The sequence below is a fragment of the Agrobacterium sp. 5Ca50 genome, from assembly GCF_055381905.1.
The window spans coordinates 38,542-62,443 of record NZ_AP026438.1 but is presented as its reverse complement, the minus strand read 5'-3'; the positions used below and the strand labels follow the sequence as shown (position 1 = coordinate 62,443).

Below are 23,902 nucleotides of genomic sequence, written 5' to 3'. Positions count from 1 at the left end.
CATGAACCGTATTGCCAGCTACCGCGATGTGACTGCACAGACACCAAGCCAGTGCGCCGAAATTGGTGTGCATGATGTTGCTGTGCTGTGCGATCCGCTTGGCGGATTGGTTATCCCCCAACATGGCATGCTTGTTGTCTCGGACCTGCATCTGGAAAAAGGCGCTGCCTTTGCGCGTTGTGGTCAGCTGCACCCACCTTACGACACACTAGCGACACTGCGACTGTTGCAAATCCTCATCGACCGTTACGCTCCCAAGACGGTGGTCACCCTTGGCGATAATTTCCACGACCGGAAAGGCTCTGCCCTGCTGCCCCCGCTGTTTCGCCAATCCATCAAAGATATGGCGAAAGGTCGTGACTGGCTGTGGGTCAATGGTAACCATGACCCTGACGGCGCGGTTGGATTGCCTGGGAACTCGGTCGATGAACTACATTGCTCCGGCCTTGTCTTCAGACATGAACCGAAACCAGGCCAAGCCAATGGCGAAATCGCCGGACATCTGCATCCGGCAGCCGTGGTCAGGCGACGTGAAAAGTCGGTACGCCGCGCCTGTTTTGCCACCGATGGCACACGTCTTGTGATGCCGGCCTTCGGCGTGACCACCGGCGGGCTGGACCTCCGGCACGCGGCCATGAACGGGCTTTTTAACCGGACGCATCTCGTTGCCCACATGTTGGGCCGCGACCGTATCTATTCCGTGCGTTTCGACAATCTGATCGGCTGACCCGCCAATTACTGTCGGTAGACCAGAACCGGAATGTTGGAGTTGCTCAGCACCTTCGAGGTGACGCTGCCCAGAACCATGGCACGGACGCCCTTGCGACCATGAGAGGCCATGGCAATCAGATCGCAGCCAATCTGGTTTGCAGCCTCGATAATAGCTTCATGCGCCTTGGTGGCGCGGGCAAACAGCGCGTCGCACTCCAGTCCCAGCGTTTTGGCCCTCGCCTGCGTGTCTTTCAATACGTGCTCGGCCTCATCACAAATATGCGTTTCTTCCTGTTCGGTGATGATGGCAATGTTATCCGCATCGGCCGTGACGATGTGGAACGGTTCGGCAACCGTGATGACCGTGACCTTGGCTCCGGCATCCTTTGCCAGCGCAAAACCGCTATCGATAGCGATCTGCGCCAAGGGTGATCCGTCGGTTGGAATGAGAATGTGCTTGAACATGGCATTTCCCCTTTTGCAGCAGGGGCCCATCAGGTTGCCGAGCTGCCAAAACGCTTGAAAAACAGCGCCACCAGAATAGACCTACGCCTGTGCGCTGATAGGGACATCATGCACCTGCACGGCAATTGGCAGATTGATCCGTATCAAGCAATCAAGCAGATATCACAGGGAACACATCAGTCCTTGCGGAACAGGATGCTGGCGCTCCAGCCGGTAATGACGGCGATCAGAACACACAACATGCCGTAAGCAAGTGGTGTTTGATGGGCAGCATCGGTAATGGCCTGTTCGATGCCAGTTTTAACGACACGCAGGCGCAGTTCTCGTTGCGCAATGAAGTCACCGCTTTTGAACAGATAGGCACGAGCCGTATGTACGCCATTCGGTACGTTGGCTGGCAGGCGCAAAGTTGCCCAGAACAGGCCGGTACGCTCCAGACGCACGCCGGTTTCATCATTGCGATAAATACCATCGGACAGTTTGAGGCGACGATAGGCCTGACGGAACTCTCCGATATTGTCAGGCTCGCCCGCGTAGCCGGCCGTTACCAGAGGCAGGTGGTTTACACCAAGACCGATATCGTTGAGCACTTCGGGGCTGGCAATGGAATTGACATCGCGTGTGCTGGCAAGCGCATAGGATTCCGGCAGCGGCTCAAAGCTGATAGAGCTGGTGTTGACCCAGATGCCAAAGACACGTTCTTTCTTGCGCACCGTCGCCAGGTCCAGCGGGCCTGCCAGTGTGACGATGACATCATATTGGCCAATGGCCAGCAGCAGTTGGTCGGGATTGTTGAGCGCACCGAACATCGTAAAATCGGCACCACGGAAATCCGAGGTGATGGCGATTTCCGTCGTCGAAGCACCAATCTCGATAGTCTCACGCACCGTCTGTGGTTGGCCGTAAGGTGATGTCGTCAAAGCCGGGATCTGTGGCGGTGTTTGTGCCCATGCGGAACCACCCAGTATCATAGTGGCAAACAGCGCGTGGAGAAGTTTTCGGATCAAAAGCCCACCCCTCCCACGGCAACTGAGAACAGGTCCTCTGGCCGGACGACCAGCGCGATGGCAAGACGTACACCAACAGCCAGAACAAGAAGCGCAAGAAGGGCGCGCAGCTGTTCGCCGCGCAACTTCTGGCCAACGCGTACACCATATTGGGCGCCGACTACACCGGCAATCATCAGGATGAAGGCCAGAACGATATCGACGGAATAGTTGGTCGCAGCCTGCACGATCGTCGTATAGGCCGTCACGAAAATGATCTGGAACAGCGAGGTTCCGACAACGACGTTGGTCGGGATTCGCAGCAGGTAGATCATGGCAGGAACCATGATGAAACCGCCGCCGACACCCATGACCGAGGTCAGGACGCCGATAAAGAAACCAAGGCCAATCAGCGGAATGATGCTGAGATAGATCTTGGATTTCTTGAACCGCATTTTAAACGGCAGGCGGTGTACCCAGTTATGATGCCCCGGTCTTTTCAACGTGACTTGCTCATTGCGGGCAGCGCGGCGAAGCGCCACAATGCTTTCCATCAGCATCAAACCGCCGACGGTTCCGAGAAAAATCACGTAAAGCAGCGAAATGATCAGATCGAGCTGGCCGGCCCGGCGCAGCAACGAGAACAACCAGATACCGGCCGTTGCCCCGCCAATACCGCCGATAAGCAATATGCTGCCCAGCTTCACGTCCAGCGTTCCGCGCCGGAAATGCGATATCGAGCCGGAAATCGACGATGCGACAACCTGATTAGCACCGGTCGCAACCGCAACAACGGGGGGAATATTGTAGAAAATCAGCAGTGGAGTGATCAGGAACCCGCCACCTACACCAAACATGCCGGACAGAAATCCAACAGCGGCGCCCATGCCCAGAATGATGAAAATATTCACCGACAGTTCCGCAATCGGCAGATAAACAGTCACGGTCGGACCTCAAGCAGGGTGGTTCAAGGCTGGAAGGCAAAGCGGTCGTTTGGAGTGTTTGCCTGATCTTAGCATTCCGGCAGTCAAGGAACGCGGCTTTACCGCATATCCTGAACTGTCATGCCTGCCGGGGGCAGGCAAGTCAATTCATCTACCGGAATTGCGTTGATAATTTGGAAACTTTGCTGCCGGAGCGTTTACGCGTTGCGCTCCAGCAGGGCCTTAACCAGGTTATCGGAAATGCGGCCGTCAGGTTCCTGTCCAATGGACTGCTGGAATGCCTTGATGGCGGCAACCGTCTTTTTGCCCATCTGCCCGTCGGCAGTTCCCGCATCAAAACCGTTCTTGTTCAGAATGGCCTGAATGTTGCGGATTGCCTTGGTCATGTCGACCGTGGAGGTTTTTACACCTTCCATGCCAGCCCACTCATCCGGCATGTTGACGGCATTGGTGTCTTCGTTAAGTGGTGTCGGCTTCCAGGCGGCAACCTTGGCGCGGGCGCTTTCAAGCTGTGCAGGCTGCATGGCCTTTGCAACTTCATCGCGCTTCTGGGCTGCGTCATTGTCTCCGCCATTGGCGGCGATAGCAAACCACTTGTAGGATTCTTCAATGTTCTGACTGACACCGCTGCCACGTGCATAGAGAATGGCAAGGTTGAACTGGCTGTCGTGAACACCAAGTTCAGACGCCTTCTGGAACCAGTTTGCCGCCTGCACGTAATTTGGCTGGCCAATCGCATCAGAGGCCAGAAGCACCGCCAGATTATGCATGGCACCGGCATTGCCCTGCTCTGCAGCCTTGGCGTAGTAGGCGCTGGCTTCATTCAGGTCGCGCGAAACGCCGTTTCCTTTTTCCAGCATGTTGCCAAGGCGGTACTGAGCGGGCGCGAGACCGCGGTCTGCAGCAAGTTTGTACCATTTCGCAGCTTCGCCGGCATTCTCAGCAACGCCACGTCCTTCGGTGTAACGTGCGCCAACTTCGAACAGTGCAGCTGCATTGCCGGAAGCAGCGGCCTCAGACAGAGAAGCCGGCTGAATTTCAGACGGAATGGCAATCTTGTCAGCGACAACGGCATCGACCGGTGCCCGCAATGTTTCCTGCGGCGGCTGGGCTGTCGTTTCAGCTTCAGGCAGCGGTGCACCACCGATGGTTCTTTCATCTATGGCATTCGGCTGCTGATTGGCGGTCATTGCCGCGTCCTGTTCAACGGCCTTGTCGGTTTCCAACAGCAGGTCGGACGGAATGGTCACCGGCTCATGTGCAACCTCCGGAGCAGCAGGAGGTGTGATCGCAGAGTTTTCACCCGGGGCCTGTGTTGGGGCCTGGGTTGGAGCCTGCTCGATAACCTGCGATGCAGGCTCACCTTCGATAGCCGACTTGACCAGCGGCAGAGCCATCATCACCAGCAGGATCGCACCGATACCCATCAGGATGGGGCGGCGGTAACGTGCAAATGCGGAAGCTTTGCCTTCCTGACCTGCGACATCTTTGTTGACAGCACCAGATGCCTTTTCAGGCATGGTTTCCTGTGCAGCGGCCTGCGCGGCGCGGCGGGCAGCAGCGATGAAGTCTGCCTTGCTAACTTCAGGACCGGCAGGTTTAGCCGTGTCGCGCTGTGCATTCTGGCTGGCACGGACACGTTCAAGGATTTTCTTGACGTCCGGTACGCCAGAGCCTGGCTCAAGCAGCTCGTTTTCCTGACCGGCAGGCAGAACGTCGATCGGATCCAGCGATGGGGCAGGATTGATCTGGGTGCGCTGCTGTGGCTCGGATGCTGTTGTGCGCGATGCCTCGGACTTGAAACGGCTTGTCAGGCTTGCCAGCAGACCACGCTTTTCCTTGACCGGAGCGGCTGGCTTGTCAGCGATCGCGACATCGGCAGACGGACGCGCTTCCGGAATGATCAGGGCTTCTGCCGCGGTTTCCAGTTGCTGGGCCGCCTCTTCCGACAGCTGGCGCTCAATGGCTGCGCTGTTGAACAGCGGCTTTGCAGGTGCAGCCTCTTCTTCACCGGCATAGGCAAAAAGGCTGCCGGATGCCATTTCGGCAACGGGTTCGCGTGCCGGGCGGTTTTCGACCGGTTCCTGCTGCCAGGATTGCTGGGCTGCTGCGAAATTTGTTTCCGAGAAAGAGCGGTTGTCGAAGCTGTCGAGACGACCGGCAATCTGCACGAGGGTTTCATGCAGCGCTTCGAATGTGCGATGAGTACGCTCTTCCGACGAACGGCTGAGGTTTTCCAGATTGCGCAGATCGCTGGCCAGGTCGTTCAGCATCGTCATGTCGGTCTGCTGGACATTGCCCGACAAACCCTTGCGGGAATAGGCATCCACCACGGCTTCTGCCGCCTGACGTGCCGCCTCGATGATATACTCATCGTTGGAAGCCATATAATCTTCGATTGCAGCCATGCGGGCATCAAGTTCCGCAGGCATTACAAACGGCTCATGCTGCACCGGCTGGCTGATCAGCGAGGACAGGTTGGCAATCTGGTCTTCCAGATTTTGCAATGCGTTGTAATCGGTCGGTGATGACGACGAGGTTTCGTCAAGGCGGGCGGCGATATCGACCAGCCGTTCTTCCAACCGCAGGAAAGCACCATCATCAAAGGCGGCAACCGGCTGTTGCTGCTGTTGTGCCTGACGGTAGTCGAGATCCTCGATACGGCGTGCCAGATCATCGAGACGCGAGGCCAGGGCATCATTGAACGTGCCATGATCCAGCGCTTCGATCTTACGCGAAATGTCGGTCAGAAAACCTGTCAGCTCCGGCTGGGCAACCGGTTTTTGAGCACGTTCCATCATCAGCGAAAGCTGATCGAGCCGCTCATCCAGATGGACGGCATTGCGCTCGGTTGCCAGTTCTTCGATCCGAAGGGTCAGTGCTTCCATGCGACCGGCAAGTTCGTCTGCCGGATTGCTGCGAGCGGAGGCATTGCTCAGCTCATCAATCTGCACAGCCAAACCGTTCAGGCGGCCTTCAAGACGCTGGAACAGCGATGTATCCAGAGCCGGCGCGGCATTGCGCGAGCTGGTTGCGGCAATCGCACGGCTGATTTCATCAAGGCGCTGGTCAAGATTGGAGAATTGCTCCGTAATTGCGCCACCGGAAGGCTGCATATGCTTGCCAAGATGTTCCACAGCTTCTGCGATGGTGATCAGCTTTTCTTCCAAAATGCGAACCGCAGGGCTATCGCTCATCGCACCAAGGTGGCCCTTGATGTCATCCAGCCGGTAGGCCAGCGAAACGATCTCTTCTTGCAGTGCAGATGTGTCGAACTTGCTGAGGTTCTCCTCAACGTTCTCCCAGTGATCTTCAATGCGGCTGACGGTGTCCTGCCGCGCAAGCTGATCCATCAGAGCGCGCAGATCATCGAACTCCTCGCGCAAGCCATAAGCATTCGGCGAAGCACTGCCACCGAGTTGATCGATGCTGGCAGCCAAACGGTCGATGTCGGAGCGGATATCACCGACAAACTGATTGTCTTCAGCGATTGATTTGATGCTGCGGATTTCCGAGCGCAGGCCCTGCACTTCGCGCGCAATGCCTTCTGAAAGATCTTGCTTCAGTTCCTGGCGCAGGCTGACAAGCGCCTGCGCGATATCACGCATGGCGGTATCGTTGGGCTGGGAAACGACTGGCGGCTGAGGCGGCCGCGGCTCGTAAGACTGATAGGCGCGCTGAGGAGCGTCTGCGGGCGGTGTAGCAGTCGAGCGCGCTAAAGGTGGGCGCGGCGCGGGCACAAATGGGGCGCGCTCCGGCTGGCGGGGCGCTGGGCGTTCTTGCCGCTCGAGACGTTCCTGGCGATCTTCCTGCCGTGGCGGTCTCGTCGCTGCATTGAGGGCACGCTGGCGCTGGCGAATCTCGTTGATTGGATCAAAACGCTCCGGCCGAGCAGCAAGCGGCGGCTGAACGTGGCGTTCTACCGGCTCTGGCCTGCGCTGAGGCTGTGGTTCCTGCGGAGGCTGACCCATGAGGCCCTCGATGCGAGCTTCCAGCCCCTCAATGGTCCGGCTCAAGGCATCAAGGGACGATCTGCCATCGCTATACCGATTTGGTCTCGATCCGTTCATGTTCCTGCTCACTTCGCGATGGTTGGCATTGGTCCGCCATAGCGTCGATCTGCATTGTCATCGAGAATGGGCCACCCCAATCCCGACTCGTTGCGATGCACGTTTGAGGTAAACGAGCAGACAACGCGAACAGACACCACGTTTCGAACAATTTACGAAACGTGGTAAAGAAGTGGTTAACCGACGTCGGTATTTTTTAACTTTTCCTTTAATTCCCTTAAAAAATTATGGATTCTCGCTTTTCCAACGCCAATAACCGCTCCTTGCTCCCGATAAATTTACCCACCTGAGCATTTTGACGTTTACGCAAACGTCAAAATTTGCAACTATGCTCTCATACGTGCTTGAACGATGCGGAGGAACATCGGTAATGCCTGTTTACAAGGCCCCTGTTAAAGATACGCTTTTCATTCTCAACGATGTGCTCGGTTTGGAGCGCTACAATAATGTTCCCGGTTTTGAAGACGCCACTCCCGATATGATCGAGGCGATTGCCGGTGAAGCGGCCAAACTGGCGGAAGAACAGCTTTTCCCGCTTAACCTGCCCGGCGACAGCCAAGGCTGCAAACGCGCAGACGATGGATCCGTTTCCGTACCGGACGGTTTCAAACAGGCTTACGATGCCTATTGCGCCGGCGGGTGGATCGGTCTTGCCGTTCCCCAGGAATTTGGCGGGCAAGGCCTGCCTTACACCATGCATGCCGCCATCGGTGAATATATGTCGTCTGCCAACCTGTCGCTGATGATGTATCCCGGTCTGACGCAGGGTGCGATTGCCGCAATCCTCGTGCATGGCACCGACGAGCAGAAGCAGACCTACCTGCCCAAAATGGTGGAAGGCACGTGGTCCGGCACCATGAACTTGACCGAGCCCCATTGCGGCACTGACCTCGGTCTGCTGCGCACCAAGGCGGTTCCGCAGGGCGATGGCACTTACAAGATTTCCGGCCAGAAGATTTTCATCTCGGCTGGTGAACACTCCATGACCGACAACATCGTGCATCTGGTGATCGCCCGCATCGAAGGCGCGCCTGAAGGCACCAAGGGTATTTCCCTGTTCATCGTGCCGAAATTCCTGGTGAATGACGACGGAACACAGGGTGCCCGCAACGGTGTGGTCTGCGGAGCCATCGAGCACAAGATGGGCATTCACGGCAACTCGACCTGCGTCATGAACTATGACGATGCGACCGGTTATCTGCTTGGCGCAGAGAACAAGGGCCTCTCGGCCATGTTCGTGATGATGAACGAAGCCCGCCTCGGCGTTGGCCTGCAGGGTCTTTCGGTCGGCGAAATTGCCTATCAGAACGCCGTCGAATATGCCCGCGAACGTATTCAGGGTCGTTCATTGTCTGGCGCGAAGGCCCCGGACAAAAAAGCTGATCCGATTATCGTGCATCCGGATGTGCGCCGCACGCTGATGACGATCAAGGCCTATAACGAGGCTGGTCGCGCGTTCCTTCTATGGACCGCGTTGCAGTCGGATATCGCCCATCGCTCTACGGACGAAAAAGAGCGCCAGGCGGCGGACGACCTGCTTGGACTGGTAACGCCAATCCTCAAGGGTGTGCTGACCGACAAGGGCTTTGACCATGCGGTGATGGCACAGCAGGTGTTTGGCGGCCACGGCTACATCGAAGAACACGGCATGAGCCAGTATGTGCGTGATGCGCGCATCACCATGATCTATGAAGGTGCCAATGGCATTCAGGCGCTGGATCTGGTCGGCCGCAAGCTGGGCCTGAATGGCGGACGTGCTGTCATGGCGCTCTTTAAGGAAATTGGCGATTTCTGCGAGGACAACCGCGCGGATGAGGCGCTGGTTACCTACACCAAGGGTCTGAAAAAGGGCTTGAACGATCTGCAGGCGGCAACCATGTGGTTCATGCAGAACGCCATGGCAAAACCTGACAATGCCGGCGCCGGTTCGACCGACTACATGCACCTCTTCGGCCTTGTAGTCCTAGGTTATATGCATGCCCGCATGGCCAAGGCAGCGCAGAGCGCTTTGTCATCCGGCAGTGCATCGGACGTGGACTATCTCAAGACGAAACTCGTGACGGCAAAGTTCTTCATGGAGCGTATTATGCCCGAAACCGTTCTGCGCAAGACCCGCATCGAGACGGGTGCCGACACGATGATGGAACTGGCTGCCGAGGCATTCTGAGGGGCAAACGCCCCTCTTTGCCCCTCCAAGATTTCGAAGACGCTCCATGCGTCACAGGGAGATAGAGAATGACCGAGGTTTATATTTACGATCATGTCCGCACGCCGCGCGGACGCGGCAAGAAGGACGGCAGTTTGCATGAAGTGCCATCCGTTCGTCTTGCTGCCAAGACATTGGAAGCAATCCGCGATCGTAACGGACTGGATACGTCAACCGTTGACGACATCATCATGGGTTGCGTCGATCCTGTCATGGATGCCGGTGCGGTGATCCCGAAGGCCGCCGCTTTCGAGGCGGGTTATTCGACCAAAGCACCGGGCATGCAGATCTCGCGCTTTTGCGCCTCGGGTCTGGACGCCGTCAATTTTGCCGCCGGCAAGGTTGCCGCTGGCTCTGACGATATCGTTATTGCAGGCGGCGTAGAAAGCATGTCGCGCGTTGGCATGGGCATGTCTGGCGGAGCCTGGTACATGGATCCATCAGTCAATTTCCCTGCATTCTTCATGCCGCAGGGTGTTTCCGCTGACCTGATTGCCACGAAATACGGCTTTTCCCGCGATGACGTGGATGCTTATGCCGTGGAAAGCCAGAAGCGTGCTGCCCATGCCTGGGAGAACGGCTACTTCAAGAATTCGGTTGTTCCGGTCAAAGACCAGAATGGCATCACCATTCTTGACCGTGACGAACATATGCGTCCGGGTACCGACATGCAGGCACTTGCCTCGCTCAACGCATCGTTCCAGATGCCGGGCGAAATGGGTGGGTTTGAAGCTGTTGGCATCATGGCGCATCCGGAGGTCGAGCGTATCAACTACGTTCACCACGCAGGTAATTCCTCCGGCATCGTTGACGGCGCCGCCGCCATTCTGGTTGGCTCCAAGGCCGGTGGCCAGTCCATGGGTCTGAAACCACGCGCCCGCATCAAGGCCTTTGCCAATATTGGCTCTGATCCAGCCCTGATGCTGACCGGCCCGGTGGATGTTACCGAGAAACTTCTCAAGAAAACCGGTATGTTGCTCTCCGACATCGACCTGTTTGAATTGAACGAAGCCTTTGCAGCCGTGGTGCTGCGTTATTGCCAGGCCTTCGACATCAGCCGTGACAAGATGAACGTCAATGGCGGCGCGATTGCCATGGGCCATCCACTTGGCGCCACCGGTGCAATGATCCTCGGTACGGTTCTGGACGAACTGGAACGCCGTGATCTCAACACAGCACTGGTCACGCTCTGCATCGGTGCTGGCATGGGTACGGCAACGGTCATTGAGCGCGTTTGATTTCGGGAGGAAACCGATGAGCTATACAAATTTTACCGTCGAAACTGACGCTGACGGCATTGCCCTCGTAACATGGGACATGCCTGAAAAATCCATGAATGTCTTTACTGCAGAGGTTCTGCAGGAACTCGACGCCATCGTCGATGCAACCGTGGCTGATGCTGCCGTCAAAGGCGTGGTCTTCACGTCAGGCAAAAGCACATTTTCCGGCGGCGCTGACCTCTCAATGATCAAATCGATGTTTTCCTTTTACCATGAGGAAAAGCAGAAGAACCCGGATGAGGCCGCACAAAAGCTGTTCGATCTCGTCGGCAAGATGAACTGGCTGTACCGCAAGGTGGAAACCAACGGCAAACCATGGGTATCGGCCATCAACGGCACGTGCATGGGTGGCGCGCTGGAGCTTTCGCTCGCCTGCCATGGCCGGGTTGCCTCTAATGCCAAAAGCGTCAAGCTGGCACTGCCTGAGGTCAAGGTTGGCATTTTCCCCGGTGCTGGCGGCACACAGCGCGTACCACGCCTGACCGATGCACAATCGGCCCTCCAGATGATGACAACAGGGCAGTCGTTGACCGCCCAGCGTGCCAAGGCGATGAACCTCGTTCATCAGGTCGTCGAGCCGGATCAACTGATTTCTGCCGCCAAACAAATGATCAAGGATGGTCTGAAACCGGTTGCCCCGTGGGACGAAAAGGGCTTCAAGGCGCCCGGCGGCGGCATCTGGACACCAGCGGCAGCCCAGCTATGGCCTGCGGCACCGGCTATTCTGCGCCGTGAAAGTGCTGGCAACTACCCGGCAGCCCTTGCCATTCTCAAATGCGTTTACGAAGGCCTGCAATTGCCGTTTGATACCGCACTGAAGGTTGAGCAGCGTTATTTCACCGAAATCCTTCGCTCGAAGGAAGCCTTCGCGATGATCCGCTCGCTGTTCATCTCGATGCAGGAACTGGGCAAAGGCGCACGCCGCCCGGTCGGCCAGCCGAAGAGTGATCTGAAACATGTCGGCGTAGTTGGCGCCGGTTTCATGGGCGCATCCATTGCTTATGTCACCGCCGTTTCCGGCCTTGATGTCACCCTGATCGACCGGGACGACGAAGCCGCAGCCAAGGGCAAAGCAACCTGCGAAGGTCTGGTCAAGGACAGCGTCGGCAAGGGCCGCATGACGCAGGATGAAGGCGCTGCCATTCTCGCCCGCATCACGCCAAGCGCCGACTACGCGACGCTCAAAACCGCAAACCTTGTTATCGAAGCGGTATTCGAAGATCGCGATGTCAAGAAAGCGGTCATAGACCAGGTGGAAGCCGTGCTGTCGGAAGGCGCAATTTTTGCCTCCAATACCTCAACCTTGCCAATCAGCGGACTGGCGAAGAACTCCAAACGCCCAACCGATTTTATCGGCATTCACTTCTTCTCACCGGTTGAGAAGATGATGCTGACCGAAGTCATTCTGGGTAAGGAAACCGGTGACAAGGCTCTGGCTGTGGCACTGGATTACGTGGCGAAAATCAAGAAGACCCCGATCGTCGTCAACGACACGCGTGGTTTCTTCGTCAATCGTTGCGTATTGCGTTACATGGCCGAAAGCTATGAGATGCTGATCGAGGGTGTTCCGGCGGCAATGATCGAAAATGCTGCGAAATTTGCGGGCATGCCGGTTGGCCCATTGGCGTTGAACGACGAAGTTGCCATTGATCTTTCCTATAAGATTCTCAAGGCAACGGTTGCAGATCTCGGGGACAAAGCTGTCGATCCACGCCAGATGGCACTGGTGAAAAAGCTGGTGGAAGACGAAGAGCGTTTTGGCCGCAAGAACGCCAAGGGCTTTTATGACTACCCACCGAAGCCTGCAAAGAAGTCTCTGTGGCCGGGCCTTAAAAACCTCTACCCGCAAAAGAAGCCAGACGATGTGGACATGGACGTTCTAAAGTCTCGCTTCCTAGTGACCATTGCACTGGAAGCTGCACGAACGGTGGAAGAAGGCATTGTGACCGATCCACGCGAGGCTGATGTCGGCTCTATTCTCGGCTTTGGTTTTGCGCCGTATACGGGTGGCGCGCTGTCCTACATTGACGGCATGGGTGTGAAGACCTTCGTGGAACTGGCTGACAAGCTTAGACAGACTTACGGCCCACGCTTCACACCAACACCGTTGTTGCTGGACATGGCCGCCAAGGGAGAAACCTTTTATGGGCGGTTTGACCCTTATGCAGCACAAAAAGCCGCCGCGTAATTGAAAGGCGCCGTGCAGACCATGCACGGCGCCTTCCTCTTCCCATAAAGATAAAATTTACCTTAAATTTTACTTATTTGAACTTTTGCTTATGCAGCACGTTAGCGCCCCAGACAGAAAGGGCGGCAACCATGATCTGCAACATTGCAAAACTTGAAAAAGAACGCGAAGACCTGATCGAGGTGATAACCGGGCTGGAACGGTGGAGGCGCTTTTCCATCGATGACAGAAATGCTATCGCTCTCCACATCACGTCGCACATGATGCGCCTGAGCGCGCTTGATGACGAAATCAATGAGGCAAAGACACAGTCAGGCCGTTATGCGCTTAAGGCCTGATTTGGCGCCAATCAATGGGGTGACTGACATTCCAGACGCTTGCCTGATTTGTCCTGATAGGTGTTATCCACCGGATGATAAGACATGTAGCGTTTGGCGCACCATTGCACATGCTGCACTTCCTCCGCTGATAGCAGGAAGTTATCTTGGCCAGAATTCGAAGCGCCTTCTCCGGCAAAGGCTGCCAAAGGATAATGGCGTTTGGCTGTATTGCCGTCAGCCGCCTGATTCTGCTCTGCAGGAGCGATGATACTGAAAGCATGGGCAGGCATCGTAACAACGCCCAGCAGGCCAAGGCTGAAAGCAAACACAGAAGCGAATTTTTCCACTCTAAACATGGGAATTTCCCTCTCTTCGTTGCAAAACAAACGAAGGCTGAGGCTTTTTTGTTCCCGGATGGTTGGGCCACCAAGTCACGACGTGAACAATACTTGGTGAACGCAAGACAACAGGCATCCAATTTTTCAAGCTGATGAAGTTGATATTTCCGCCGTGATCACTGGCTGCGACCACAACCCTATTTTCAGGGGAACAATGCCCGGTCTGTCACGTTCACTTAACAGAAGCGCGCCGTGTCAAACGAACGTGACGGCGCTGAAGAACATCAGGATTTTTTCGTTTTCTCCTGATGGCCAACGAAAAGGCAGACGAGCTTCTTACCCGTCCGGTGCGCTTCGCCCGAAGACATTTTCCATCCTGTTACGTGAGGACACGCATATGGAAAAGACTGAGACACACACTCTTGCCGAACAGTACCTGAACCTCGGCGGCACTCGACAAGTGATGATCGACGACAACAAGACATTCATTCGCCAGTACAAGGAAGAGCCAAGCAAAGCTGCTGAATTCTGGCAGGAGCATATTGAAAGTCTGGATCAGGCAACTCGCGAAGATGTCGAATTTTTTCTGCCGTCAATCAACGCTGACGGAAACACCGATGCAACCGAAAGGACGAAAACATGACTGAAATTACTAACGCTAACATCGTAATTTTGGCGACTGACGGCTACGAACGTTCGGAATTGCGCGTCCCTTACGAGGAATTGCAGCGTCGTGGCGCGAATGTAAAAATCGCTTCCATCAAATCAGGAAAGATTAAAAGCTGGGACAAGGCTGATTGGGGAGACACTGTTGATGTCGATCTTCCAGCTGAGGACGTCTTTATCCGTGACTTCGATGCTCTGGTGCTTCCGGGCGGTCAGATCAACCCGGACAAGCTGCGCGCAGATGCAAATGCCATGCGTGTGGTTCGTGAATTCACTGAATCCGGCAAGGTGGTCGCGGCGATCTGCCATGCTCCATGGCTGCTTATTGAAGCCGACGCCATCAGCGGACGAAAGGTCACGTCCTATGGCTCCATCAAGACTGATGTTCAGAATGCTGGTGGCATCTGGATGGATGAGAAGGTGGTTGTTGATCAGGGCATCATTACGTCACGCTCACCTGATGATCTTGAGGCATTTGTCGACAAGATTGTTGAAGAAATTGAGGAAGGGCGCCACCCGCGCCGCGCCGCTTGAGGCAGCAATCCATAACGGGCCGCCAGTTATGCTGGCGGTCTTTTTTTTTGAGCCATGAAGATGGCAGCCCGACATAATAAGGGAGAAGAACCGATGCAGAGCAAGCTGCTATCCAACGACAGCGATCGCATTTTTATGCTCGTGATCGAACCCGGCGAAGAAGCATTTGGCATTATCAAGGATTTTGCCATTCAACACGACATCAACGCCGCGTCGGTGACGGCGATTGGCGCATTTGAAAAAGCCACATTAGCGTTTTTCGACCTTGCTTCACAAACCTACGATGACATTCCAATCGATGATCAAAGTGAGGTACTGAGCCTGATGGGCGACATCACTCTGGATGAAAGGGGCAAACCCAATCCGCACCTGCATGCAGTTTTAGGGTTCTCCGATGGGCACACGCGCGGGGGCCATTTCGTGAAGGGGTACGTCCGCCCGACGCTGGAAGTGATTGTCAAGGAAACCCCCGCCCAGCTTAGACGCACCTACCGTCCGGAATTTGGCATCGCGCTGATCGACACATCCGCCTGAGGCGGGAACAAGGTTCGTTACCACACGTTATCGCTTGCAGAACGCTGGAGGCGATACATGGCAGCGGCAGCATCCGGTCAGTCCGGGGGTAACGAAACAGAACATTTCCTGACAGGTCTGGCCCGCGGTTTGGCAGGTGCCCTACTATTTGCCCTGCCGATGCTGATGACCATGGAAATGTGGTTCCTGGGCCTTTACGTCAATCGCACGCGATTGCTGCTGCTTTGCCTTCTCAACCTGCCTTTGCTGATTATGCTTGGGCGCCGCATTGGCTTTGAAAAAACCTCTTCATGGCATCAGGCTATCCGTGATGCGCTCACCGCTTATGGGCTGGGCATCGCAGTCAGTGCCGGAATCTTGCTGCTCCTGGGCGTCCTCAACGACCAGCTGACCACAAGTACCATTGTTGCTAAAGTGGCATTGCAATCGGTCCCCGCCAGTATCGGCGCATTGTTGGGACGCAGCCAGCTGGGTGCGCATTCAGAAGAAAAAGAACAGAATAACGGCGAAGGCGAGACCGGTTATCTGCATGAGCTTTTCATGATGATGGTCGGCGCCCTGTTCCTAAATCTGAACGTCGCACCAACGGACGAGATGATCCTAATTGCCTACAAGATCACACCATTTCACACCGCCTGTATCGTGCTAATCTCAATCACGCTGATGCATGGTTTCGTCTATGCCCTGCATTTCAAGGGATCGCACGGCTTGCCTGATGGAAGCCAGTGGTGGCACTCTTTCATTCGTTTCACCATGCCCGGCTATGTCATTGCGCTTGCTGTCAGCATCTATGCGCTGTGGACCTTCGAGCGACTGGACCACACTTCACTCTCTCAAATACTGACCGCGGCCGTCATTCTTGGCTTTCCCGCCTCGATCGGTGCTGCGGCCGCCCGTCTTATTCTGTGAGCAATCATGACAAAATCCGTTGGAAGCAAACACACGGAAACCGCAGATCCCCATTGGCTTGAGTGGCTGGTGGGCGGCGTTTGTACGTTTCTGGTTGTTACCCTCTTTGTCTGGCTCGGCTGGGACATCTACCGCTACGAGGATCAGGCCGCGCAGTTCGAGATTTCGGTACTATCGGTACAGGCGGAACACGACAATTATCGCGTCACATTCGACATTCACAACACCTCGCTTTCAACGGCTGCAGAAGTGCATGTGCGTGGCGACCTTGTCTCCCCTGACAGTCCTGAAAGCTCTGATGTCACATTCGATTATGTCGCTTCTGAATCCCATGAAACAGGCATCCTGTTTTTTAAAAAAGACCCCGCCTCCGGCGAGTTCAATCTCACTGTCATGGGTTACACCCAACCATGATTTCCCCGCCGAAAGAATGTCATGAAAAAAGCCAAACTTACAAAAGAGCGGGATCTGAGGGATTCACGACCACTGTGGATCGACAGCCCGCGCATTTCCGTGCGCAGCAAAAGCTTTATTGGTAAAAGCCATTATGACATTGTCATCATTGGTGCGGGCATCAGCGGCGCCTTGGTGGCCCAGGCGCTGGCGAAGCCTGGAAAATCGGTTCTGATTGTCGATAAGCGTAAGCCGGTTCGTGGCAGCAGCATCGCCAGCACCGCAATGATTCAGCATGAAATTGATGTGCCTCTTCACAAACTGCAAGGCATGATTGGCGAGGACAATGCCAATCGCGCCTGGCAACGCTCCGCCAAGGCTGTGTTGAAACTTGAAGATATCGTCCGATCGCTGGAGATTTCTTGCGCGATGCAACGCAAGCCAGCGCTTTATATAGCAGGCAATGAATCGGGTGCGCGCGGCCTGCAAACGGAAGTGGATGCGCGCCTGAAGGCTGGCATTGAAGCGACGTTCATCGACAAGGCCGATCTCCAAAGCCACTTTGGGCTTGATCGCAGTGGTGCCATCTTGAGCGACGTATCGGCATCGGCAAATCCCGGCCAGTTAACGGCGGGCTTGTTGCGCTACGCCGCTAAACAGGGGGCGGAAATCGTCAGTGGGGTTGAAATTACAGACCTCAAAAGTCTCGGTGATGACGTGGTCATGGCAACCGCAGAAGGAAAGCTTATCAGCACACAGCATGTCGTGTTCTGCACCGGCTACGAATTTCTGGAAAACGTTGCCAACAAAAAACACGAGATCATCTCGACATGGGCAATTTCCAGTAAAGCCGGTTTGTCCCTCCCGGATTGGTTGCACAAACATATTTTGTGGGAGGCCTCTGACCCCTATCTATATCTCAGGACGGATGAAGCCGGACGTCTGATTGTTGGCGGTGAAGACGAAAACAACTCCAATGCCTATCAGGCCGAGGCAAAATTGCACAGGAAAGCCCAAACCATCCGGCGCAAGGTCAACAAGCTGCTAGGCCTTGATATCGGGCCGATAGACTATCAATGGGCTGCTGCATTCGGCTCAACCACAACCGGTTTGCCGTTGATCGGCTCCGTACCGGCTATGCAGAATGTCTATAGCGTGATGGGGTTTGGCGGAAATGGTATCACATTCAGCCAGATTGCTGCAGAACTTGTCGCGGCATACATTAACGGCACCAGCGACCCGGATGCCGCGCTGTTCAAACTCGATTGAGGTTTGCCTACCGCAGGTGTTCAGTTCCATGGCAGCCCGTCATGGGACGGGCTGACGGTCGGTACCTTCCGTTGCTGGTCTGCTGCCTTCGGGTGGATTGTCACTGAAACCCGCGCCGCTACTGGCACCTGGATTGTTATTGTCAGCAGGCGCAGAGGCGCTTGGCGGGTTTGGTATGTTTGGTTCGTTGACGCTGCCCCAGATTTCTGCAGCAAGCCAGACTGCTGCAACCAGAATAAGGCTGACAATCAACACCACAAGAACGGGACTTCCCCGCCACCCTTGTCGGGCTTCGCGGGCGCTAAAAACCGCAGGTTTGGGTTTATTTGCCATGTGAAACTCCTTCAAAAACTCAACCCATCGATCTGGGTCCTATGGCCTTGAACAAGTTGCATTGATTATCGTTCCATCGCTTTTGCGGGAGAGGGTGAAACACACGGCTGAGCGGGTAGCGCTTAAGGGCACGGAACCGGGAAGAACGATACATCGTTGTGACCAATATGTACGGAGGTAAACTCAATGGATGACCCCAAGTTGGAAAAACCCGTCAAAAGTGACCTGACCTCGCAAGTCGACGCCCCGGTATCGAATGTTATTGATGGCCAAAATCTTCGTATTTACCGGCTTATTCCAACGGCTGCCAACGATGATCCTAACTGGCTTGATGCGACAACACATGATGAACTTGTCGTTTGCGCAGTGTCTGCTGGCGATGCGCGAATTGTCGCTGCGGACAGAGAGCTGGATTTTCTGGAAATCGATGCTGCGCCGGCAGAAGATGTCACAACTGTCAACGCCAGCATGTACCGCAACGAAAAGCTTTACAGCGTGGTAGATGATGGTCCGGCAATAGCCGGAATCGAACGTGGTATTATCGATGGCATAGTGCGGGTCGACAATATCAAGCCAAGCCAAACAAATTAACTCCTTGCCGGTGCCCAGATGGATACGCTTGTAACGCGTGAGTTGAAGAAAAGTGGTTTGATATATGTCCAAGACAAGGAGCCGGGCATTACTAGGCTTCGGTCGGGTAGAGGTTTTCATTACAGATTTCCTGATCGAGAACCGGTCAGGGACACCACCATCATCCAGCGCATCAAGAGCCTTGGCATTCCGCCAGCCTACAAGGATGTCTGGATTTGCATGAAAGAGAACGGTCACTTGCAGGCGACCGGACTGGATGCGAGAGGCCGCAAGCAATATCGTTATCACCCGGATTGGCAGACTTTGCGGGGTGAACGGAAGTACGACCAGCTCCTGGAATTTTCACAGTGCCTGCCAGCGATCCGGCGGCGGTCAATTTCCGATATCGAGCGCAGTAAAAGCCCAGAAACCGTGACATTGGCAGCCATAGTGCTGTTGCTTGACGCCACATTTCTGCGGGTCGGCAACAAATCTTACCTGCGCGACAATGGCACATACGGCGCGACAACGCTGCTGAAACGTCATGTGAAATTTGGAAACACCATCGACCTCAAATTTAAGGCAAAGGGTGGCACCAAGGTGCAACGGACGCTGAAACAGCCACGCCTGCAGAAAATACTCGAAGAGATTGCTGATCTGCCCGGCAAGCAGCTTTTTGTATGGCAGGATGCCGACAATAAAATTCATCCCGTCGATTCCAGCCAGTTAAACGGATATCTGGCAGGTATTGCCGGCCAGAGCATTTCTGCCAAAACTTTCCGAACCTGGGGAGGGACGCTGGCAGCGTTCAGCTACGCGTTGCGGTGTCTCGCTACCAGCCAACCACTGACCCTCAAGGCCATGTGCCATGCAGCATCGCTGGAACTGTGCAACACCCCTGCAATCTGCAGGAAAAGTTACATCCACCCAGCGGTGCTGGCTCTGGCAAGCGATGAGACGACGCGTACCAAACTTCTAAAGCTGACTCGATCAGCGGCCAAACGCACCGCCCATATGCGCAAGGACGAAGTTCTGCTGCGGGATTTTCTAAGCTGTGTCTAACACCATATTCTTTGTCCGTTAGATGACAAAAGAGCATTCGACGGAACTATCTGCCATCTCAAAGGTTTAATCCACACTACAGCTCGAAAGGATCGAAAAATGAAAAATCTGGTTATCGCCGGAGCGGTTACTCTATTGTCTACGGTAGCCTTTGCGCAGCAGCCGGCCCCTACGCAGTCGGGAGAAACCCCTGCGGTTACCACACCGGATAGCACCAACCCGACAGCACCTGTTGCTGGTGAAAACAGCTTCACAGAAGCGCAAGCCAAAGAGCGCATCGAGGCTGCGGGTTATACTGCGGTGACGGGTTTGACGCTTGATTCACAGGGTATCTGGCGCGCCAAGGCCACCAAGGACGGTGCTGAAGCCGATGTTGGCCTCGACTATCAGGGCAATATTGTCACTCAGTAAAATTCAAAAAAATTTGGAGGAAACATCAATGCGTACAGTAACCGGACTTTTTGACACTCGTGATGACGCGCGCAACGCAGTGACTGCGCTGGAGGCAGCAGGTATTCCATCGAAAGACATCAGCATCGTTGCGCATGACGGCACAACCAAAGACGGGACATCTGAAACCAAAGCCGCTGAAGGTGCCGGAACCGGCGCAGGCGTGGGCGCGGTCGCCGGTGGCGGCGTTGGTTTGCTGACCGGCCTTGGTGTGATGGCTATTCCCGGCGTCGGACCGGTGGTGGCTGCAGGTTGGCTCGCTGCGACGGCGGCAGGCGCTGTTGCTGGCGCTGTAGCAGGTGGCGCAGCTGGCGGTATTATCGGTTCGCTGGTCAGCGCCGGTGTGCCTGAGGAACATGCCCATGTTTATGCTGAAGGTGTACGTCGCGGCGGTAGCATCGTTGTTGCGAAGGTAGACGAGGCAAGGGTTGATGAAGCCTCGGCAATTCTCAAACGCTCAAACCTGGTTGATCCGGTTGAACGTCGACGCACTTATGAACAAGACGGCTGGAGCCGTTTTGACGACACGCGTGACCCTTATAGCCACGACGAAATCGCAGCGGAACAGCGCCGATATCAGACCCTCCGCTAAAATCCATGCAGCTAGATGGAGCGCTTCCCACCGGTGGCGCTCCATTTGCCGTTTAAGCAACCGTATCAGGGAGAGCACACATGAATGACCGCCGCACCATTCAGGATCCACGCAAGCAATATCCCGCGCCGCCCTTCGATGCGCAGCCACAACCTATGCCTGGCCTAGTGCAGAATATGGTTCCCTCTCCTGACCACGGCGAAGAAAGTTACAAAGGCTCGGGCAAACTCGCAGGACGCAAGGCTCTGATTACCGGCGGTGATTCCGGTATCGGTCGCGCCGTCGCAATCGCATTTGCCCGCGAAGGTGCTGATGTCGCCATTTCTTATCTCGAAGACGAAGAGCCAGACGCTGAGACTGTGATCGAACTGATTGAGGCTGAGGGACGCATCGGTGTTGCCTTGCCGGGAGACATCAAAAATGAAACTTGGTGCCGCGAGATGGTTGAAAAAGCGGTCAGTGACCTCGGCGGTTTGGATATCCTCGTCATCAACGCTGCCAGACAGCAATACCGAGAGAACCTAAGCGAGCTCTCCACTGACGATTTCGACCAGACCATGAAGACCAATCTTTATGCGTTGCATTGGATTGCCCAAGCGGCTGTCCCACATCTGCAGCCGGGTTCTTCAGTGATTACCACCGCATCTGTTCAGGCCTATGAGCCCTCCCCCATCCTGCTTGATTACGCCACGACCAAAGCCGGTATTGTGGCCTACACAAAGGCGCTGTCAAAACAGCTGATTGAAAAGGGTGTGCGTGCCAATGTGGTGGCGCCCGGCCCCTTCTGGACGGTGCTGCAACCGAGCGGTGGCCAGCCTGACGAGAAGGTTCGGCATTTTGGTGAGAACAGCGATTTTGGTCGCCCCGGTCAACCGGTGGAACTTGCCCCCGTTTATGTCCTTCTCGCATCACAGGAAGCAAGCTTCATCAATGGTGAGGTTTATGGTGTGACGGGCGGCAAGGGCATCGCCTGACGATTTAACACCCAGTGGCGGTTTCACGTTTAATGCTTCCGGCCGAAGGACAATCAAACGTTAACCGCCTCTCGGAAACTTTAGATGTATATTAATATAAATTTAATGGCGTCTTTAAAACAAACGCCACTTTCGTTGGCTTTCAGCCATTTTACAGACACACTTCCATTCAGCGGGTGATGAGCCATCCAGGTGTCACCGTATTGAACGAATGTGGGTTTCGGCCGAATGATTGGTTTTATTGTCCGGCTTAGAAGCCGCGCTCACTTCCGCGTGGAAGTGAAAGGCAAGGCGCCGGGGGGAACCATCTCCGGCAGCGGAGCGCGTCGAACACGACAGGCCCGGCAACGGCTTACTCTTTTGATTGCCGCTTTTGCCGTCATGTATGTGACGATCGGTGCGCGCCTCGTCCAATATGGCATGGCCGACCCCTCCGTTACCGGTGCAATTTCGGTCAACGCCCACGCCATGGCCTCACGGCCCGACATTCTTGATCGCAATGGCGAGTTGCTTGCAACCGACATCAACACAGTTTCCCTCTATGCCGAACCGCGGAAAATCATCGACGCTAACGAGGTCGTGGAAAAGCTGGCAACGGTTCTACCCAATCTCGACTGGAAGGACACCCACAGAAGGCTGCAATCGGGAAGCGCGTTTCAGTGGTTACGGCGTCAACTTACACCGAAACAACAATCAGATATTCTGGCGCTCGGCATCCCCGGTATTGGTTTTCGTCCGGAGAAACGGCGTTTTTACCCCGGCGGCCCGGTTGCCTCGCATATTGTCGGCCACGTCAACATCGACAATCTCGGTCTGGCGGGAATGGAACGCTACATCGACCAGCAAGGTTATGCCGATCTCAGATCCGTCGGCTTGACCTCCGACACCCGTCTTGAACCCGTCCGGCTTTCCATTGACCTGCGCGTGCAGAATATGGTGCGGGAAATCGCCGCAAAAGCCATGGTCGATTATCAGGCCGAGGCGGCAGGCGCAGTTATTCTCGATGTCGATACGGGCGAAGTGATCGCCATGGCATCGGTACCGGATTACGACCCCAATCAGCCCTCCCGCACACTTGCCGATGGCAGTGTCGACAAGGAATATGAAAAGGGGTGGTTCAACCGAATGAGCAACGCCACATTCGAGATGGGCTCCACCTTCAAGAGTTTCACGCTGGCCATGGGCCTCGACGCCGAAAAGATAAATCTGAATACCGTTATTGATGCCTCCCGTCCGATCCGCATGGGTGGCTTCACGATCCGCGACTTCAAGGGCAAATACCGCCCGCTTTCGATCCCGGAAATCTTCCAGTATTCCTCCAATATCGGCACGGCGGATATCGCCGATCGCGTTGGCATTGAAGGCCATCAGGAGTTCCTGACGCGGCTTGGTCTTCTGTCCAAGATGGACACCGAAATGCCTGGTGTGGCCACGCCGACCCAGCCAAGGACATGGAAAAAGATCAACTCGGTGACGATCTCCTTCGGTCATGGCATTGCAACGACGCCTTTGCAGACCGCCGTCGCCGCAGCCGCGCTGATCAATGGTGGAAACCTGATCAGCCCAACCTTCCTGCCCCGCACCATTGAAGACGCAGCCATCGTCTCGCGCGCCGTTATCAAGGAAAAAACCAGTGCGGATATGCGTTATCTCTACACATGGAACGGCCTGAAAGGTTCAGGCCGCGCAGCCCAGGTTGAAGGTTTTAATGTCGGTGGCAAAACTGGCACCGCCGACAAGGTCATCAATGGTCGTTACGCCAAGGACATCAATTTCAACGCATTCGTCGCCGGCTTTCCAATGGATGACCCGCGTTACGTTGTGTTGACCATCGTTGACGCGCCCAAAACCGGCGTCAATGGCGGACGAACTGCCGCGTCCACTGCGGCACCGATGACCAAGGAAATCATTGCACGGACGGCAGCCTTGCTTGGCACCAAACCAAGCTTCAAAATTGAAGGCAAACCACAGATGATCGTGAATTACTGAAATTACTGGAGCGGGTGAAGGGAATCGAACCCTCGTATTCAGCTTGGGAAGCTGCTGCTCTACCATTGAGCTACACCCGCAATGGATAAAGAGATTCAACAGATCACCGCGGCTGTCAA

Annotated in this window: 23 protein-coding genes and 1 tRNA gene; 17 read left to right on the top strand and 7 right to left on the bottom strand. The window is 55.3% G+C overall.

Features of this window, described 5'->3' with window-relative positions:
* The first annotated feature begins 1 nt into the window (after position 1).
* Positions 2-727, top strand: a complete 726-nt coding sequence (gene pdeM / locus ACZ5FM_RS00300) for a ligase-associated DNA damage response endonuclease PdeM (protein ID WP_464039400.1) — start codon at positions 2-4, stop codon at positions 725-727.
* Between the two features lie 8 nt (positions 728-735).
* Here pdeM and ACZ5FM_RS00295 read toward each other — a convergent pair whose 3' ends face one another.
* The 4 genes from ACZ5FM_RS00295 to ACZ5FM_RS00280 form a co-directional block, all read right to left on the bottom strand.
* The gene (locus ACZ5FM_RS00295; RefSeq protein ID WP_464039399.1) at positions 736-1,176 is read right to left on the bottom strand and encodes a universal stress protein; all 441 of its coding nucleotides are present in this window, start codon (positions 1,174-1,176) and stop codon (positions 736-738) included.
* A gap of 176 nt (positions 1,177-1,352) precedes the next feature.
* Complete coding sequence (locus tag ACZ5FM_RS00290) at positions 1,353-2,147, bottom strand: TIGR02186 family protein (RefSeq protein ID WP_464040502.1); 795 nt, start codon at positions 2,145-2,147, stop codon at positions 1,353-1,355.
* 32 nt (positions 2,148-2,179) lie between these two features.
* Positions 2,180-3,106, bottom strand: coding sequence for a sulfite exporter TauE/SafE family protein (locus ACZ5FM_RS00285; protein ID WP_192486807.1), 927 nt, complete (start codon positions 3,104-3,106; stop codon positions 2,180-2,182).
* 197 nt (positions 3,107-3,303) lie between these two features.
* On the bottom strand, positions 3,304-7,176 hold the full coding sequence (locus ACZ5FM_RS00280; protein ID WP_464039398.1) for a peptidoglycan-binding protein: 3,873 nt from the start codon (positions 7,174-7,176) through the stop codon (positions 3,304-3,306).
* A 370-nt stretch (positions 7,177-7,546) separates the two neighbouring features.
* Between ACZ5FM_RS00280 and ACZ5FM_RS00275 the strand changes: the two genes are divergently transcribed.
* The 4 genes from ACZ5FM_RS00275 to ACZ5FM_RS00260 all read left to right on the top strand — a co-directional run bounded on the left by ACZ5FM_RS00275 (position 7,547) and on the right by ACZ5FM_RS00260 (position 13,188).
* The gene (locus ACZ5FM_RS00275) at positions 7,547-9,343 is read left to right on the top strand and encodes an acyl-CoA dehydrogenase C-terminal domain-containing protein (protein ID WP_464039397.1); all 1,797 of its coding nucleotides are present in this window, start codon (positions 7,547-7,549) and stop codon (positions 9,341-9,343) included.
* 68 nt (positions 9,344-9,411) lie between these two features.
* A complete protein-coding gene (locus ACZ5FM_RS00270) occupies positions 9,412-10,620 on the top strand; it encodes an acetyl-CoA C-acetyltransferase (RefSeq protein WP_464039396.1) in 1,209 nt (402 codons plus the stop codon).
* A gap of 16 nt (positions 10,621-10,636) precedes the next feature.
* On the top strand, positions 10,637-12,850 hold the full coding sequence (locus tag ACZ5FM_RS00265; RefSeq protein ID WP_464039395.1) for an FAD-dependent oxidoreductase: 2,214 nt from the start codon (positions 10,637-10,639) through the stop codon (positions 12,848-12,850).
* 131 nt (positions 12,851-12,981) lie between these two features.
* Positions 12,982-13,188: a hypothetical protein gene (locus ACZ5FM_RS00260; protein WP_192486802.1), complete on the top strand. Its 207-nt coding sequence runs from the start codon at positions 12,982-12,984 to the stop codon at positions 13,186-13,188.
* Positions 13,189-13,199: 11 nt separating this feature from the next.
* On the opposite strand, the gene ACZ5FM_RS00255 is transcribed toward ACZ5FM_RS00260, so the two are convergent.
* Positions 13,200-13,526 (bottom strand): BA14K family protein, encoded by a 327-nt coding sequence (locus ACZ5FM_RS00255; protein WP_464039394.1) that lies wholly within the window; start codon positions 13,524-13,526, stop codon positions 13,200-13,202.
* Positions 13,527-13,905: 379 nt separating this feature from the next.
* On the opposite strand from ACZ5FM_RS00255, the gene ACZ5FM_RS00250 reads away from it, so the two are divergent.
* From ACZ5FM_RS00250 to ACZ5FM_RS00225, 6 genes are all read left to right on the top strand, one after another.
* Positions 13,906-14,151 (top strand): hypothetical protein, encoded by a 246-nt coding sequence (locus ACZ5FM_RS00250; RefSeq protein WP_464039393.1) that lies wholly within the window; start codon positions 13,906-13,908, stop codon positions 14,149-14,151.
* Entirely contained in the window at positions 14,148-14,708 is a 561-nt protein-coding gene (locus tag ACZ5FM_RS00245) for a DJ-1/PfpI/YhbO family deglycase/protease (protein WP_464039392.1), read from the top strand. Before ACZ5FM_RS00250 ends, ACZ5FM_RS00245 begins: the two co-directional genes overlap by 4 nt.
* A gap of 93 nt (positions 14,709-14,801) precedes the next feature.
* Positions 14,802-15,242 carry a PPC domain-containing DNA-binding protein gene (locus ACZ5FM_RS00240; protein WP_259147763.1) on the top strand — a complete coding sequence of 147 codons (441 nt, stop codon included), beginning with the start codon at positions 14,802-14,804 and terminating at the stop codon, positions 15,240-15,242.
* A gap of 57 nt (positions 15,243-15,299) precedes the next feature.
* The gene (locus ACZ5FM_RS00235; RefSeq protein ID WP_464039391.1) at positions 15,300-16,151 is read left to right on the top strand and encodes a TIGR02587 family membrane protein; all 852 of its coding nucleotides are present in this window, start codon (positions 15,300-15,302) and stop codon (positions 16,149-16,151) included.
* 6 nt (positions 16,152-16,157) lie between these two features.
* Entirely contained in the window at positions 16,158-16,565 is a 408-nt protein-coding gene (locus ACZ5FM_RS00230) for a TIGR02588 family protein (protein ID WP_312946416.1), read from the top strand.
* Positions 16,566-16,586: 21 nt separating this feature from the next.
* Entirely contained in the window at positions 16,587-17,813 is a 1,227-nt protein-coding gene (locus tag ACZ5FM_RS00225; RefSeq protein WP_464039390.1) for an NAD(P)/FAD-dependent oxidoreductase, read from the top strand.
* A 39-nt stretch (positions 17,814-17,852) separates the two neighbouring features.
* On the opposite strand, the gene ACZ5FM_RS00220 is transcribed toward ACZ5FM_RS00225, so the two are convergent.
* The gene (locus ACZ5FM_RS00220; RefSeq protein WP_250983414.1) at positions 17,853-18,146 is read right to left on the bottom strand and encodes a hypothetical protein; all 294 of its coding nucleotides are present in this window, start codon (positions 18,144-18,146) and stop codon (positions 17,853-17,855) included.
* A 186-nt stretch (positions 18,147-18,332) separates the two neighbouring features.
* On the opposite strand from ACZ5FM_RS00220, the gene ACZ5FM_RS00215 reads away from it, so the two are divergent.
* The 6 genes from ACZ5FM_RS00215 (at position 18,333) to ACZ5FM_RS00190 (ending at position 23,783) form a co-directional block, all read left to right on the top strand.
* The gene (locus ACZ5FM_RS00215; protein WP_464039389.1) at positions 18,333-18,737 is read left to right on the top strand and encodes a hypothetical protein; all 405 of its coding nucleotides are present in this window, start codon (positions 18,333-18,335) and stop codon (positions 18,735-18,737) included.
* A gap of 18 nt (positions 18,738-18,755) precedes the next feature.
* A complete protein-coding gene (locus tag ACZ5FM_RS00210; protein ID WP_275640448.1) occupies positions 18,756-19,778 on the top strand; it encodes a DNA topoisomerase IB in 1,023 nt (340 codons plus the stop codon).
* A gap of 99 nt (positions 19,779-19,877) precedes the next feature.
* Entirely contained in the window at positions 19,878-20,189 is a 312-nt protein-coding gene (locus tag ACZ5FM_RS00205; RefSeq protein ID WP_192486793.1) for a PepSY domain-containing protein, read from the top strand.
* A 28-nt stretch (positions 20,190-20,217) separates the two neighbouring features.
* Positions 20,218-20,820, top strand: a complete 603-nt coding sequence (locus ACZ5FM_RS00200) for a general stress protein (RefSeq protein ID WP_464039388.1) — start codon at positions 20,218-20,220, stop codon at positions 20,818-20,820.
* Between the two features lie 80 nt (positions 20,821-20,900).
* Positions 20,901-21,794 (top strand): SDR family oxidoreductase, encoded by an 894-nt coding sequence (locus ACZ5FM_RS00195; RefSeq protein ID WP_464039387.1) that lies wholly within the window; start codon positions 20,901-20,903, stop codon positions 21,792-21,794.
* 228 nt (positions 21,795-22,022) lie between these two features.
* The gene (locus ACZ5FM_RS00190; RefSeq protein WP_464039386.1) at positions 22,023-23,783 is read left to right on the top strand and encodes a peptidoglycan D,D-transpeptidase FtsI family protein; all 1,761 of its coding nucleotides are present in this window, start codon (positions 22,023-22,025) and stop codon (positions 23,781-23,783) included.
* A gap of 6 nt (positions 23,784-23,789) precedes the next feature.
* Here ACZ5FM_RS00190 and ACZ5FM_RS00185 read toward each other — a convergent pair.
* Positions 23,790-23,863: transfer RNA gene (locus tag ACZ5FM_RS00185), tRNA-Gly, on the bottom strand.
* Positions 23,864-23,902: the final 39 nt, after the last annotated feature.

Coding starts and splice junctions, on each gene's coding strand:
- pdeM (WP_464039400.1), top strand. CDS start 2: ATGAACCGTATTGCCAGCTACCGCGATGTGACTGCACAGACACCAAGC.
- ACZ5FM_RS00295 (WP_464039399.1), bottom strand. CDS start 1,176: ATGTTCAAGCACATTCTCATTCCAACCGACGGATCACCCTTGGCGCAG.
- ACZ5FM_RS00290 (WP_464040502.1), bottom strand. CDS start 2,147: ATGATACTGGGTGGTTCCGCATGGGCACAAACACCGCCACAGATCCCG.
- ACZ5FM_RS00280 (WP_464039398.1), bottom strand. CDS start 7,176: ATGAACGGATCGAGACCAAATCGGTATAGCGATGGCAGATCGTCCCTT.
- ACZ5FM_RS00275 (WP_464039397.1), top strand. CDS start 7,547: ATGCCTGTTTACAAGGCCCCTGTTAAAGATACGCTTTTCATTCTCAAC.
- ACZ5FM_RS00270 (WP_464039396.1), top strand. CDS start 9,412: ATGACCGAGGTTTATATTTACGATCATGTCCGCACGCCGCGCGGACGC.
- ACZ5FM_RS00265 (WP_464039395.1), top strand. CDS start 10,637: ATGAGCTATACAAATTTTACCGTCGAAACTGACGCTGACGGCATTGCC.
- ACZ5FM_RS00260 (WP_192486802.1), top strand. CDS start 12,982: ATGATCTGCAACATTGCAAAACTTGAAAAAGAACGCGAAGACCTGATC.
- ACZ5FM_RS00255 (WP_464039394.1), bottom strand. CDS start 13,526: ATGTTTAGAGTGGAAAAATTCGCTTCTGTGTTTGCTTTCAGCCTTGGC.
- ACZ5FM_RS00250 (WP_464039393.1), top strand. CDS start 13,906: ATGGAAAAGACTGAGACACACACTCTTGCCGAACAGTACCTGAACCTC.
- ACZ5FM_RS00245 (WP_464039392.1), top strand. CDS start 14,148: ATGACTGAAATTACTAACGCTAACATCGTAATTTTGGCGACTGACGGC.
- ACZ5FM_RS00240 (WP_259147763.1), top strand. CDS start 14,802: ATGCAGAGCAAGCTGCTATCCAACGACAGCGATCGCATTTTTATGCTC.
- ACZ5FM_RS00235 (WP_464039391.1), top strand. CDS start 15,300: ATGGCAGCGGCAGCATCCGGTCAGTCCGGGGGTAACGAAACAGAACAT.
- ACZ5FM_RS00230 (WP_312946416.1), top strand. CDS start 16,158: ATGACAAAATCCGTTGGAAGCAAACACACGGAAACCGCAGATCCCCAT.
- ACZ5FM_RS00225 (WP_464039390.1), top strand. CDS start 16,587: ATGAAAAAAGCCAAACTTACAAAAGAGCGGGATCTGAGGGATTCACGA.
- ACZ5FM_RS00220 (WP_250983414.1), bottom strand. CDS start 18,146: ATGGCAAATAAACCCAAACCTGCGGTTTTTAGCGCCCGCGAAGCCCGA.
- ACZ5FM_RS00215 (WP_464039389.1), top strand. CDS start 18,333: ATGGATGACCCCAAGTTGGAAAAACCCGTCAAAAGTGACCTGACCTCG.
- ACZ5FM_RS00210 (WP_275640448.1), top strand. CDS start 18,756: ATGGATACGCTTGTAACGCGTGAGTTGAAGAAAAGTGGTTTGATATAT.
- ACZ5FM_RS00205 (WP_192486793.1), top strand. CDS start 19,878: ATGAAAAATCTGGTTATCGCCGGAGCGGTTACTCTATTGTCTACGGTA.
- ACZ5FM_RS00200 (WP_464039388.1), top strand. CDS start 20,218: ATGCGTACAGTAACCGGACTTTTTGACACTCGTGATGACGCGCGCAAC.
- ACZ5FM_RS00195 (WP_464039387.1), top strand. CDS start 20,901: ATGAATGACCGCCGCACCATTCAGGATCCACGCAAGCAATATCCCGCG.
- ACZ5FM_RS00190 (WP_464039386.1), top strand. CDS start 22,023: ATGATTGGTTTTATTGTCCGGCTTAGAAGCCGCGCTCACTTCCGCGTG.